At 62.2% G+C, this 13,447-nt stretch carries 8 protein-coding genes and 1 pseudogene; 6 read left to right on the top strand and 3 right to left on the bottom strand.

The features are described 5' to 3' along the window. Window positions 1-151: 151 nt before the first annotated feature. From AC6LJ9_RS11260 to AC6LJ9_RS11275, 4 genes are read left to right on the top strand one after another with little or no spacing between them, the layout of a single operon-like run. Window positions 152-1,816: a DNA cytosine methyltransferase gene (locus AC6LJ9_RS11260; protein ID WP_498147610.1), complete on the top strand. Its 1,665-nt coding sequence runs from the start codon at window positions 152-154 to the stop codon at window positions 1,814-1,816. Then, entirely contained in the window at window positions 1,813-3,819 is a 2,007-nt protein-coding gene (locus AC6LJ9_RS11265; RefSeq protein ID WP_498147611.1) for an ATP-binding protein, read from the top strand. The genes AC6LJ9_RS11260 and AC6LJ9_RS11265 overlap by 4 nt, the downstream gene beginning before the upstream one ends. After that, window positions 3,819-6,137, top strand: coding sequence for a Z1 domain-containing protein (locus tag AC6LJ9_RS11270; RefSeq protein ID WP_498147612.1), 2,319 nt, complete (start codon window positions 3,819-3,821; stop codon window positions 6,135-6,137). Before AC6LJ9_RS11265 ends, AC6LJ9_RS11270 begins: the two co-directional genes overlap by 1 nt. Next, window positions 6,130-7,083: a PD-(D/E)XK motif protein gene (locus AC6LJ9_RS11275; protein ID WP_498147613.1), complete on the top strand. Its 954-nt coding sequence runs from the start codon at window positions 6,130-6,132 to the stop codon at window positions 7,081-7,083. The genes AC6LJ9_RS11270 and AC6LJ9_RS11275 overlap by 8 nt, the downstream gene beginning before the upstream one ends. A gap of 94 nt (window positions 7,084-7,177) precedes the next feature. On the opposite strand, the pseudogene AC6LJ9_RS11280 reads toward AC6LJ9_RS11275, so the two are convergent. From AC6LJ9_RS11280 to guaB, 3 genes and pseudogenes are all read right to left on the bottom strand, one after another. Further along, window positions 7,178-7,451: pseudogene (locus AC6LJ9_RS11280) on the bottom strand (Arm DNA-binding domain-containing protein); the annotation flags it as partial. Between the two features lie 326 nt (window positions 7,452-7,777). After that, window positions 7,778-9,370: a glutamine-hydrolyzing GMP synthase gene (guaA, locus tag AC6LJ9_RS11285; protein ID WP_103274871.1), complete on the bottom strand. Its 1,593-nt coding sequence runs from the start codon at window positions 9,368-9,370 to the stop codon at window positions 7,778-7,780. Window positions 9,371-9,472: 102 nt separating this feature from the next. Then, complete coding sequence (guaB, locus tag AC6LJ9_RS11290; protein ID WP_103274872.1) at window positions 9,473-10,933, bottom strand: IMP dehydrogenase; 1,461 nt, start codon at window positions 10,931-10,933, stop codon at window positions 9,473-9,475. A 390-nt stretch (window positions 10,934-11,323) separates the two neighbouring features. Between guaB and AC6LJ9_RS11295 the strand changes: the two genes are divergently transcribed. Together AC6LJ9_RS11295 and AC6LJ9_RS11300 are read left to right on the top strand one after the other, a co-directional pair. Next, complete coding sequence (locus AC6LJ9_RS11295; RefSeq protein ID WP_212318514.1) at window positions 11,324-12,481, top strand: porin; 1,158 nt, start codon at window positions 11,324-11,326, stop codon at window positions 12,479-12,481. Window positions 12,482-12,826: 345 nt separating this feature from the next. After that, window positions 12,827-13,438 (top strand): DUF2239 family protein, encoded by a 612-nt coding sequence (locus AC6LJ9_RS11300; RefSeq protein ID WP_498147614.1) that lies wholly within the window; start codon window positions 12,827-12,829, stop codon window positions 13,436-13,438. The last annotated feature ends 9 nt before the right edge of the window (window positions 13,439-13,447 follow it).

The raw sequence follows: 13,447 nt of genomic DNA on the forward strand, positions 1-13,447 counted from the left end.
TTCATTACACTATGACACAATGCAGCATTTGGCGTCCGGCAGACGAATCGTCAAGCCGGGTTGCGGTGCGTGGTATGAACAGGCTTGAACCTCCGACCACCTGCACTCCGTGCTGGTGGTCCTGGCGCATGTTCCCTATGAGAGATACCGGATGTCCATCCAAACCGAGCTGCGAAAGTCGCAGTCCAGCAAGATCTACGAAAAGCACGCCCCCACGGCTGCCGACCTGCCCTCCCCGACCGGCAAGAATTCCCGCACCTCGCCCTCGGACCACGAGTTGATCCGCGACAAGCTGCAGCGCATACAGAACGGCGGAAAGATCCGCTACATGGATATGTTCGCCGGATGTGGCGGCATCTCCCTGGGCTTCCTGACCGCCGGTTTCACGCCGGTCGCATCCATAGAAATGGACCCGTGGGCTGCAAAGTCGCACGGAGCCAACTTCGGCTCGCGCTCTGTCGGGGGTGACAAGGAAGCGCACCACACCCCCCGCGACGCGGTAACCGAAACCGCAGACACCGTCTTTGGCGATCTGGGGCTGCAGGGTGCCACGGACTGCCAGATCGATGTGCTCGTCGGCGGCCCCCCCTGTCAGGCGTTCGCCCGTGTAGGCCGGGCCAAACTCCGCGAGCAGGCTCGGCTGCGCGAAGAGGTAACGGCAGACCAGGCATTCCTCGTGGACGGTCGGGTGAGCCTGTGGGAGCGGTACGTCGCGTTCATCCGGGCGACAAAACCTGTCGCGCTACTTATGGAGAACGTGCCGGACATCCTGAACCATGGCGGCACCAACGTTGCCGAGCTGGTTTCGAAGAGCCTTGCCGATGAAGGCTACGACGTTGCCTACACGCTGCTGAACTCCGTTTGGTACGGGGTTCCTCAGATGCGGGAGCGGATGATTCTTGTCGGTATTCACCGGTCTGCCGGCATCAAACCCCGGTTTCCCGTGCCGACGCACCACCTCGTTCTGCCCTCCGGCTATACCAGCTCCAAGAATGCCGCGCGCCGCGTGCTGAAGGCCGAAGGCTCGGCGCACCATCGCTGGATCCCGGACCCCGCACCCGACTCTCCCGCAGCCACCTCGGCCTCCGACGCCCTTGCGGATCTCCCGCCCCGATTTGCCAGAGAACTGCTGAGTAGTGGCGCCATCCGCCGCGGGGCAAAGGATCCGGCAGAGTCCGTCGAGTACACGACAAAAAATCCGACAACACCCTACTCACGTCTGATGCGGGAGTGGAAGGGCTTTGCGACCAAGTCCACGACCGGCCATGTCTTCCGATACCTCCCCCGGGATTACAAGATCTTTGCCGAGATTCAGCCTGGCTGGGAGTACCCGCAGGTGCATGCCTATGTCGAGCAGAAGATCGCTACTTGGCTAGCCAACCGCAAGAAGCGCGGCTTGCCTACAGATCCGCGAAACGCGGATGTCATTTCCTACATCACGGCTTGGCGCATTCCGTACGACCCAGGAAAGTTTCCGAACAAGTGGTGGAAGCTCCGCGCTGATGCTCCGGTACGTACGCTGATGGCGCACCTCGGCAAGGACTCCTATTCCCACATCCACTTTGACTCGGATCAGGCACGCACTATCACGGTACGTGAGGCTGCGCGGCTCCAATCTTTCCCGGACGGTTTCATTTTCAAGGGATCGATGAACCCGGCATTCAAACAGATCGGCAACGCCGTGCCGCCGCTGTTTGCCTATGCCATTGCTCGTGGAATCCGGGAGTGCCTGGGCGCCCCCAGGACGCCAGACATGCGCGTATCCCTGCTGGGCCTGGACCCGTCACAGATCAAGACCACCGAGGGAACGAAGTGAAGTTCACCATCCTCCGGCTGCTGAAACCGTCCGAACTGGGTATGTTTCATGAATACCGCCGTCAGGGGAAGGAGCGCGCCAAACAGCGCGCCATCAACTTCGACTGGGATGTCGTCGACACAGTCTTTCCCTCCGCCGAAGACCAGGACATCATCGCCATCAACTGCCGGCGCCTGGAAGACGAGGACACCGTCGTAGAGATTGCCTCTTGGCTGAAGCGGCAGCACCGAAACTGGAGATTCGAAGGCGACTGCCCGACGAGTCTCTTTTACAGATTTGTCGACCCTGGTGTTCTGTTTGCAATGGTCGTGGACGCCTCGACTACCCCGGCCAATGCATCCTGGGTTGTCATCCCCGCAGACCACCCAGCCCATTCTTCGATCCTCGGCCATGGAGAAAGCGCCCGGCTAGGTAAATCCGCAATGATCGCGTTGTACGGTGATGAGGGCCAGCACTGCCAGACAGTGCTCTCGGATCACTTCCCGCAGGTATTCAAGGAGGCAAAAACAGTGTCCGCGACGTCATACAAAGAAAACGACAATAACCACAACGACGATGACGCCGCCCCGGACCCGCTCGGCCTTTTCAAGATCCTGGCGCGTGCCGGTCACAGTCTGCCCAGCGCTGTGGCCGATCTCGTGGACAACAGCCTTTCGCATGGCGCGCGGGAAATCAACATCACATTCCCGAATCCCAATGCGGGCGGCCGATGGATGTGCATCCGCGACGACGGCACGGGCATGACGCCATCGGGCCTGCGAGACGCAATGAAGATCGGGCACCAGCGTGAATACGACGATGGCGACCTGGGCAAGTTCGGCTATGGGCTCAAGGGTGCGGCTTGGTCTCAGGCCGATCGCCTGACGGTAGTGTCGAAGGCTGCCGAAAACCATTCTACAACCCTCACCTGGGACAAGGAACATCTTGCCAAGACGCGCCGTTGGGCGCTGCTAAGCGACCCGGTGGCTCCCGAGCATGTCTCTGCTGTGGCCATCGGCGACTCGGGCACAGCCGTGCTGCTCACGCAGATGCGTCCCTCATTGGAGCCTGCCAGGGGCAAGTCAGATTCCCCCTATGCGCAGGAGCTTGCCGCCATCAAGTCGCACCTCGAACTTGTCTTCCACCGGTACCTTGAAGGCAAGGCGCGCGGGCGCGAGAAGGTCGTCATCCGATTGAATGATGACATCCTACGCGCCAACAACCCCATGGGACATCCTCTGACGAAGGAGTATGACCAGCATCGCATCGAGCTTCCCGGTCTTACGCCGGACAAGACGCCGGCACTCTATGTACGAGCTTATGTCACACCGAACGAGGCAGAGTTCGACGAGTACGTCAAGGATTTGCCACCGCTGGAGCAACGCGTCGAACGCGACCGCCACACCCTGAACGGCAGGGCCAACGATGCACAGGGCATGTACTTCTATCGGCTTGACCGGCTTATCAAATGGGGTGGCTGGGAAGATCTCTTCGCCAAGGATGAACACACCAAGCTAATTCGTGTCGCAGTCGACTTTGACAGACTGGCAGATGAGCAGTTGCAGGTAGATATCAGCAAGCAGCTCATTCGCCTGCCCTTTGCGATCACTAAGCCCCTCGAAGCCCTGATTAAAGGCCCTCGCGCAGCCGCCCGCCTCCGGTACAACAAAAAGGAAAAGCCTGCGCCGGCACCGAAAGGAGGCGGCCGTACTGTGTCGCCGACAGTCACGCCAGCGCCGGGCGGTTTGATCCCTCCAACGACAGCGCCGGGAGCCCCCCCGGCTCCAGCTCCCACAGCGAAGAAAGACAGGACTTCAATCCGCCTCGTCAGCAGCGGCGACAAGCCATGGCAACGCAAGACGGGATTCAAGGGCGAAGAAGTCGAGGTCACCCCCCTGATGCCGACGCTGGTGACGCTCGTACAGCTCATTGACAAGGATGCCGAGGTCAAGACTGCTCTCTCTGAATTCCTTCGCGCGCTGGAAACAGCCGGTGTCCCGGACCAGTTTTCGGACAAGGCCTGATGCAGATCCGACTTCCGCTTCCCCTCACGCTGAAGCCCAGGCTGGCCCTGTGGACCGACGGAACCGCCTGGACCAACTGGTCCCGGCATGAAGCTTATCTGAGGTCTCAACCCAAGTGGAAGCCGCACCAGATTGCGTCGGTCGCGGAAGAGTCACTGCGGATCATCTCAAAGACAACGCCCATCGCTCGCCCGGAATTTCAGTGCCGCGGACTGGTCGTCGGCTACGTCCAGTCAGGCAAGACAGCCAATTTCACAGCTGTGGCGGCGCGCGCGGCTGATGTCGGCTATCGCCTGATCATTGTTCTTTCCGGCATCCACGATTCGCTACGGAACCAGACGCAGCAGCGCCTGGATCTGGAGCTTGCCGGGACCGGCGTCGACTGGATCACGCTGACCGATGAGGCTGCAGACTTTCGTGAACCGAAGGTGGCCGACGGATTCGCATCGACGGGTACAGTTCTGATCGTCGCCAAAAAGATCACGCCGATCCTGAAGCGGCTCAACCAGTGGTTCGAAAATCTCGAAGGCCGCCTCGCTGATGTACCGGTTCTTCTCATCGATGACGAGGCCGATCAGGCTTCCATCAATACACGCGGAAATCGACGTGATCCCAGTATCGACGCGGACACCGAACCGGATGCCGACACGGCCCCGTCACTGACCAACGCGCTAATTCGCGACATTCTCAACAAGATTCCGCGGGCTACATACATCGCCTACACGGCGACGCCATTCGCCAACATCCTTATAGACCCCGACGCCTGCGACAACCAAGTCGGAGAAGACCTGTTCCCCAGGGACTTCGTCGTGCAGCTTCCGCGGCCTGACGGCTACACAGGGACCGAGGAGCTTTTCGGCATCAGTGCGCAGGGCCGTGACGTACTCCGCCCCGTAGACCCCGCGGATGTGAAGGCTCTGAAGTCGAAGCAGCGCAAAAGGAGTGAGACGATCGTTGCCCGGGGTCCACTGGATCTACCCCAGTCGCTCGCCGATGCCCTTCTGACGTTTGCACTGGCCGGCGCCATCAGGTTGCTGCGCGGCCAGTCGGGCAAGCCGAACACGATGCTGGTGCACGTATCCCAGCTCCAGCAGGACCAGTTGCGCATTGGTGAAGCGATCGAGGAACAGATCCGCAACTGGTTCCATCATGAGAGTGCCGAACCCGGTGTACTCAAGCAGATGTTCCGGTCAACGCTCACAGGACTGGGACAGATTGATCTGCCCTGCAGCGAAGAGCTTCTCCTGGAAGAGGCAGTGACGAACTTGGCCCGTCTGGTCGTCGTTGTGCTCAACAGCACGACGGGCGACGAACTGGAGTACGACGCCAAGCCTGGGCGGCAGCTCGTTGCAGTGGGCGGCAATCGGCTGTCGCGCGGCCTGACGCTTGAGGGACTGACAATCGCCTACTTCCTGCGCACCACAACGCTGGCGGACTCGCTGCTGCAGATGGCCCGCTGGTATGGTTTCAGGACTGGCTATGAAGACCTGATCCGCATCTGGACAACCGAGGGCATCGCTCAGTGGTTTGTGGAACTCGCGCTAGTTGAGGAATCCCTGCGAGATTCCATCACAGCGCTGAACAAGGCCGGCCGCAGGCCAGACCAGATGGCCATCCGGATGCGCGCCCATTCAAAGCTCCTGCTCACCAGCAAGAACAAGAGCAGGATGCAGACTGACGATGCACAGTCATGGTCTGGCGAGAACCCGCAGACAATTCTGTTTCCCATGCAGGATCAGGAATTGCTGGAACGGAACTTTGACCTCGCGTCTGCCCTGCTGCGACAGCATCCCCCGACACAGGATGCACACGGCGGCGCCATCGCCCACGATGTGCCGGCCGAGGACATCGCACTGTTCCTGCGGCGTTATGAAGGACACCCGAACAGCATTGCGTTTCAGGGCGCAGAGATTGCCGACTGGATCCTGGAACGCGCTGAAGCGGGAGAGCTGACGAACTGGACCATATTCGTAGCCAACCCGCAGCGGGAACGCGAGGTTCTGCTAGGTGGAAGGCCGTTCGGCCTTGTTCGACGTTCGTTGCAGGCCAACGAATCGATCGGCATCCTTATCGATCCTCGCCATGAAGGTGTTGATCTGCATGGCGGGCCGGAAAACTACCGCGCTGCCTCAGGCTTCAATGCCCGCGCAATGCGCGAGGACCGACCTGCGCAGCAGGGCTTGCTCCTGCTCTACCCCCTCGATCCCGAACCGCTCCGCGCGCCAACACAGGCCGTGCTGGGCCTCGCGTTATCGCTGCCCCGCACTGCGGATGGCGAACAACGGTTCGTCGTGAACCGTGGGGTCCGCAATGGTTGAGATCACACAGGACCGTTGGGCAAGTCTGCGGAAGCAGCGGCTTCCACACGAGGGCATCTACGAACAAGCTGCAAAAGACCTGGAAGCGGCGCTGATCGGCGTGTCAGACGATGGACGGCTGCACCTGCTTCTGGCAATCGACGTCGCCCCGAAAAACCTGCCGCCGGACCTGCAAAGCCTTCAGGTCCGCATCCTGGAAGGCGAACAGACTTGGCTGGATGTCTCAGCCCGCAGCCACCACGAAGAACTACTTACGCTAGTCACCAACAAAGTCCTCTATGCCATCCGCATCGAAGGCCGCGACCCTGCTGTCTCGGTTGAACGGATCATCGACGACATGCGCGCGGCATTGCGCCCGCTCACACTTGAGCTCAGCACGACAGAGCAGATCGGCCTATTCGGCGAACTCTGGGTGCTCTCGAATGTGCTGTTCCCAACCCTCGGCAGCCGGGTCTGCCACCTCTGGAGCGGCCCGGAAAGCGAGCGACACGATTTCGTCGGACAAAACGTCCACGTCGAAGTAAAGACCACCACGCGATCGGAGCCGAAACACGAGATTTCCCGCCTCGATCAGCTCAAGGCCCCCGCCAGCAAACGCCTTCTGTTCGTGAGCGTGATGCTGGAGAAAAGCCTGGGCGGCGACGAAACCCTGGCAGACCGCATCGATGAAATTCGAGAGAAGCTGGGATCGGATGGGCGTGCACTCGACGCCTTCGATTCACGCCTGGCTCAACTCGGCTGGCATGAAGGCCTTCGGCAGACCGGAGCCTTGCTGCGGTTCACATTCCGCGACGTTCACGTCTTCGAGGTTGCCGGCGACTTCCCCAGGCTACCCGATGACTACTTGCCGCCACTTGGCGTGACCGGAATCAAGTACAGCATCAACGTCGGAAGCCTCCCGTCGCTCGACGTTTCCGAAGTCCAGGAAGTTCTCTTGACCGCCTGATGCGCCACCTCGCGACCGACCCTGGCGGCACGTTACGGGAGTGCGATGCAAACGCCGTCGATAGCAATCCTGGGCATCTTCACGCTCCCGGTCCACGCCCCTTCTCTCGCTGCGTCTGTAGCGCTGGCGAAGCGCCCTCCCAGCAGCCGCTTGGCCCGTCGCAGCTTTTCTCGGGCTTCGGCTAGTGAAATGCCTCCGAAGCCGTAACGGCCTATGCTCAACGTCTCTCGTCGGCCATTGATCCGGTAGTCGTAACGGAAGGTCATAGTGCCTTCCGGTGAAACGATGGCGTACATGGCATCGCGATCGGCGACCGTGTAAAGGATCGCGCGGGGTTTCAAGTTCCGCCAGGCAAAGTCTGTCAGCACGGGAATAGTCTCCTGATTGAAACGGCCGATTGCCGTCACCTATCACGAGACCTACCTATCCTTGCGAGCCCGCATAAATCCTGATGTCTAAGAGAAAGAACTACCGTCGCTGACGGTAGTTCTTCCGAGGCTACGCCAACCCCAGCCCAAAGAGCTTGCGCACCCCGTCAAATTTACCGTCAGCTTGGCTGCCTGGAAGCTCTTGAAGATAAATAGCTCACACGAAATCACCTTTAAAATCAAAAGCCTAGAAGAATCACATTCTTGTTGATAATCTTTTGAGAGTCTTTCTAGACTTTTGATTTATAAGGGAAAACTGCTTCCCCTCACTCCCACTCAATCGTCGCAGGCGGCTTGCTCGACACGTCATACACCACCCGGTTAATCCCGCGAACCTCATTAATAATCCGCGAAGAAACCCGAGCCAGCAGCGGATGCGGCAGCGGCGCCCAGTCGGCCGTCATGAAGTCAAACGTCTGCACCGCGCGCAGCGCGACGACATACTCATACGTCCGCCCATCGCCCATCACCCCCACCGACTTCACCGGCAGGAACACGGCAAACGCCTGCGACGTCAGCTCGTACCAGGTCAGGCCGCTGGCCTCGTCCTTGGTGTTGCGCAGTTCTTCGATGAAGATCGCATCCGCGCGACGCAGCAGTTCAGCGTACTCGTGCTTGACTTCACCCAGGATCCGCACGCCCAGGCCGGGACCCGGGAACGGATGACGGTAGACCATCTGCGGCGGCAGGCCCAGGGCCACGCCCAGTTCGCGGACTTCGTCCTTGAACAGTTCGCGCAGCGGCTCCAGCAGCTTCAGGTTCAACGTGTCGGGCAGGCCGCCGACATTGTGGTGCGACTTGATCGAGGTGGCCTTGCCGGTCTTGGCGCCGGCCGATTCGATGACGTCGGGGTAGATGGTGCCCTGGGCCAGCCACTTGGCGCTCTTCTGCTTGCCGGCCTGGTCCTGGAACACTTCCACGAATTCGCGGCCGATGATCTTGCGCTTGGCTTCGGGATCGGCCACGCCGGACAGCTTGCCCATGAACTGGGCGGTCGCGTCGATGTGGATGATCTTGACGCCCATGTTCTCGGCGAAGGTCTGCATGACCTGCTTGCCTTCGTCCAGGCGCAGCAGGCCGTGGTCGACGAAAACGCAGGTGAGCTTGTCGCCGATGGCCTTGTGGATCAGGGCCGCGGCCACCGAGGAATCCACGCCGCCGGACAGGCCCAGGATGACTTCATCGTCGCCGACCTGCTCGCGGATGCGGGCCACGGCTTCAGCCACGTAGTCGGGCATGTTCCAGTCGCCCTGGCAGCCGCAGATCTCGTTGACGAAGCGCGACAGCATGGCCTTGCCCTGCACGGTGTGCGTGACTTCGGGATGGAACTGCACGGCGTAGAACTTGCGGTCTTCGTCGGCCATGCCGGCGATCGGGCAGGACGGCGTGGACGCCATCAGCTTGAAGCCCGGCGGCAGCGCGGTGACCTTGTCGCCGTGGCTCATCCAGACCTTGAGCATGCCGTGGCCTTCGTCCGTCGTGAAGTCGGCCAGGCCGTCGAGCAGCTTGGTGTGGCCGTGCGCGCGGACTTCGGCGTAGCCGAATTCACGGTGGTCGGAGAAGCTGACGACGCCGCCCAGCTGCTGCGCCATGGACTGCATGCCGTAGCAGATGCCCAGCACCGGCACGCCCAGCTCGAACACGGCGTGCGGCACGCGCATGGAGCCTTCTTCGTAGGCCGAGGCGTGGCTGCCGGACAGGATGATGCCCTTCAGGCCCTGGGCCAGCTGCTCGCGCACGAAGGCGTCGTCGACGTCGCCAGGATGGACTTCGGAATAGACGCCGGCTTCGCGGACGCGACGGGCGATCAGTTGGGTGACTTGCGAACCGTAGTCCAGGATGAGGATGCGCTGGTGCATGAGACTCTACCTATTGGAAATAAAACCGCACCGGCAGAACCGCTGACTGATTTTGCGATTCTGCCGGTGCGCGATGCCTGACATTGTAGTTGACTGTGCGGATCAGTCGGCGCGGTAGTTGGGCGCTTCCTTGGTGATCTGCACGTCGTGCACGTGCGACTCGCGCACGCCCGCGGAGGTGATCTCCACGAATTCGGTCTTGGTGCGCATGTCGTCGATGGTGGCGCAGCCGCAGTAGCCCATCGAGGCGCGGATGCCGCCGACCAGTTGGTAAATGATGGCCAGCACGCTGCCCTTGTAAGGGACGCGGCCTTCGATGCCTTCGGGGACCAGCTTGTCGGCGTTGTTGGCCGGGTCCTGGAAGTATCGGTCGGCCGAGCCTTCCGTCATGGCGCCCAGGCTGCCCATGCCGCGGTACGACTTGTACGAACGGCCCTGGAACAGCACGACTTCGCCGGGGGACTCTTCCGTGCCGGCGAACATGCCGCCCATCATGCAGGCGGAGGCGCCGGCGGCGATGGCCTTGGCCACGTCGCCCGAGTAGCGGATGCCGCCGTCGGCGATGAGCGGCACGCCCGTGCCTTCCAGCGCCTTGGCCACGTCGGAGATCGCGGTGATCTGCGGCACGCCCACGCCCGCGACGATGCGGGTGGTGCAGATGGAGCCGGGGCCGATGCCGACCTTGACGCCGTCGGCGCCGTACTCGACCAGCGCGCGCGCGGCGGCGGCGGTGGCGATGTTGCCGCCGATGACTTCAACCTTGGGGAAATTCTGCTTGACCCAGCGCACGCCTTCCAGCACGCCACGGGAGTGGCCATGCGCGGTGTCGACGATCAGCACGTCGACGCCCGCGGCGACCAGCTTCTCGACCCGCTCTTCGGTGCCGGCGCCCACGCCCACCGCCGCGCCCACGCGCAGCTGGCCCAGGGCGTCCTTGTTGGCGACCGGGTGCTCGGTGTTCTTGACGATGTCCTTGACCGTGGCCAGGCCGCGCAGCTCGAAACCGTCGTTGACGATCAGCACGCGCTCCAGGCGATGCTTGTGCATCAGGGCCTGGGCTTCGTCCAGCGTGGCGCCTTCCTTCATCGTGACCAGGCGATCCTGCGGGGTCATGATGTTGCGCAGCGGCTGGTCGAGGTTCTCTTCGAAGCGCAGGTCGCGGTTGGTGACGATGCCGACCAGCTTGCCGCCTTCGACCACCGGCAGGCCGGAGATGCCGTGCTGGCGCTGCAGCGCGATGGCGTCGCGCACCTTCATCAGCGGGGTGACGGTGACCGGATCGATCACGATGCCGAACTCATGACGCTTGACGCGGGCCACTTCACGGGCCTGGGCGTCGGCGGACAGGTTCTTGTGGATGATCCCGATGCCACCCTCTTGCGCCATGGCGATGGCCAGGCGCGACTCCGTCACGGTGTCCATGGCGGCGGACACAAGCGGGATGTTCAGGGTGATGTTGCGAGACAGGCGCGTGGCCAGGGAAGTGTCGCGAGGCAGGACCTCGGAATACGCAGGCACCAGCAACACATCGTCGAAGGTGAGCGCTTTTTGTACGAGACGCATGGGTAACTCCGGGCGCAAAGCAAGATTATACGCCGCGCAGGCAATTTTTCTAGGTGTTCTCCCTAGGAAAATTTTGGGGGGCTTTATGAATCAAGCACTTAGCGGCCGCAAAAGCGCCCTTCCCGGTTGGCGGCTTCGCGGTCATCGCCCGTCGGCGCACGCCAGACCTGTCAGGCTGGTCGGGGAGTGTTTATTTAGGGACGCGCTCGTTGCCTTTCTCCAACAGAAACTCATCTGCTCCCTATTTTTTTGACGCATCTGATCCTTCACATCGCAGCAGTCGCAAAAACGCTGATATCTTGCGTGCGCGGAGTCGAAAGGCCCGGTTGCACACGACACGATCCGGCAGCCGTTCCAGCGGCTCAAACCCACGGAATCTCTCCCCAAAACATGAAGAAAACTCTGATCGCCGCCGCCCTGTTCGCTGGCTTCGCCGGCGCTGCCCAGGCGGAAACGTCCGTCACCCTGTACGGCGTGATCGACACCGGGCTCGGCTACAACAAGATCAGCGGCGCCGCTGACGGCTACAACGGCAGCCGTGTCGGCATGATCAACGGCATGCAGAACGGTTCGCGTTGGGGCCTGCGCGGCTCGGAAGACCTAGGCGACGGCCTGCGCGCCGTCTTCCAGCTGGAATCGGCCTTCAACTCCGGCAACGGCAAGCAAGGCGCCGGCGTGGCCGGCCAGGGCTCGCGCCTCTTCGATCGCCAATCCACGATCGGCCTGGCCAGCGACAGCTGGGGCCGCCTGGACTTCGGCCGCCAGACCAATATCGCGTCGAAGTACTTCGAATCGATCGATCCGTTCGGTACCAACTACGGCATGGCCAGCATGGGCGTCGGCATGAGCGCGGCCAATATGCAGCGCTATGACAACATGGTCATGTACCAGACCCCGTCGTTCAGCGGCCTGCAATTCGGCGTCGGCTACTCGTTCAGCGCCAACGACGAAAGCCTGGCCCGCGGCCGCGTGAACTTCCGCACGGCGGACAACCTCCGCGCCCTGACGACCGGCGTGCGCTACGTCAACGGCCCGCTGAACGTCGCGCTGACCTACGACCAGTTGAACCCGTCGAACGCGGAAGCCAAGAACGCCGGCCAGGTCACCCCGCGCTCGTTCATGATTGGCGGTTCGTACGACTTCGAAGTGGTCAAGCTGGCCCTGGCCTATGCGCGCACCACCAACGGCTGGTTCGCCATTTCCAACCCCACTGGCGCCAGCGGGGAAATGGTCCGCGATCGCAAGGTCACCGACCTGGGCTTTGGCTCCAACGCCGCGACCAAGGACTTCAAAGCCAACTCCTACATGGTCGGCCTGTCGGCCCCGATCGGCGGCGCGTCCAGCGTGTTCACCTCCTGGCAGCACGTGTCGGCCAACGACAAACTGACCGAGGATGACGCCACGATGAACATCTTCTCGCTGGGCTACACCTACGACCTGTCCAAGCGCACCAACCTCTATGCCTACGGTTCGTACGGCAAGAACTACGCGTTCAACGACGGCGTGAAGGCCACGGCGATCGGCGTGGGCCTGCGTCACCGCTTCTGATTCCGTGCGGGGCCTCGCCCCGCGAGCGGATGGACGGTCTCCACTCGGAGACCCACACTCACCCGCGGGTCGAATGCAATAGGAAAAGCCACCTCTCGAGTGGCTTTTTTTGCGTCGAGCCTCCACGTGCTCCTTGCTTAATTCAGCAAGATCGCAGCCGCTGCCCGGCTTTCCGGCGCTGGCAGCGGACTCGTAAGGCCACCGCCCAGCCTGATCCACGACGATGAGTCGGTTGCCGTCGACCAGCTTGCTCATTTATTTTCACCCGGACAATATTGACAGGCGTTTTTACCCGGAACATAATTCGCACTCAGACATGCATCCTCTTTCTCCGGACTCCCATCCATGGCCCACTCGACCGATCTCCACACCGCTTTCACCGGCCACCGCGTGCTCGCTTCGGGTGTCTTGGCCGATGTAGCGCTCGCCGTCAAGCACGCCCCGCCCTCGTCGCCGTCCGCCCCCGTTCTGATCTTCAACGACAGGACCGGCCACCAGGTCGACCTGAACCTGAGCGGCACCGACGAGGAAGTCGCCGCGCGCCACGCGCCCGCGCCGGAACCGGCCGTTGCGTCCGCCAGCGACGACGCAACACCCGAAGCCCCGCGCGGCCGTGGTCGCCCCAAGCTGGGCGTGGTGCCGCGCGAAGTGACGCTGCTGCCGCGCCATTGGGACTGGCTGGCCGCGCAGCCCGGCGGCGCTTCGGTGGCGCTGCGCAAGCTGGTCGAACAGGCGCGCCGCGACAACGAAGTTCGCGATCGCAAGCGCGAGCGGCAGGAAGCCGCCTATCTCTTCATGTGCAGCCTGGCCGGCAACCTGCCCGGATTCGAGGAGGCCACGCGCGCGCTGTACGCCGACGACCGCAAGCGCTACGCGGAACAGGTCGCGTCCTGGCCCGAGGACGTGCGCAACTATGCCTTGCGGCTGGCCTGGGAGGCCGACGGCGGCCAGGCCTGAGACGCGCGG

Source organism: Achromobacter sp. 1011811831 (genome assembly GCF_059760905.1).

Bases quoted from the DNA above. Each gene is read 5' to 3' on its own strand.
- AC6LJ9_RS11260 (WP_498147610.1), top strand. From the start codon at position 152: ATGTCCATCCAAACCGAGCTGCGAAAGTCGCAGTCCAGCAAGATCTAC.
- AC6LJ9_RS11270 (WP_498147612.1), top strand. From the start codon at position 3,819: ATGCAGATCCGACTTCCGCTTCCCCTCACGCTGAAGCCCAGGCTGGCC.
- AC6LJ9_RS11275 (WP_498147613.1), top strand. From the start codon at position 6,130: ATGGTTGAGATCACACAGGACCGTTGGGCAAGTCTGCGGAAGCAGCGG.
- AC6LJ9_RS11300 (WP_498147614.1), top strand. From the start codon at position 12,827: ATGGCCCACTCGACCGATCTCCACACCGCTTTCACCGGCCACCGCGTG.
- guaB (WP_103274872.1), bottom strand. From the start codon at position 10,933: ATGCGTCTCGTACAAAAAGCGCTCACCTTCGACGATGTGTTGCTGGTG.
- AC6LJ9_RS11295 (WP_212318514.1), top strand. From the start codon at position 11,324: ATGAAGAAAACTCTGATCGCCGCCGCCCTGTTCGCTGGCTTCGCCGGC.
- guaA (WP_103274871.1), bottom strand. From the start codon at position 9,370: ATGCACCAGCGCATCCTCATCCTGGACTACGGTTCGCAAGTCACCCAA.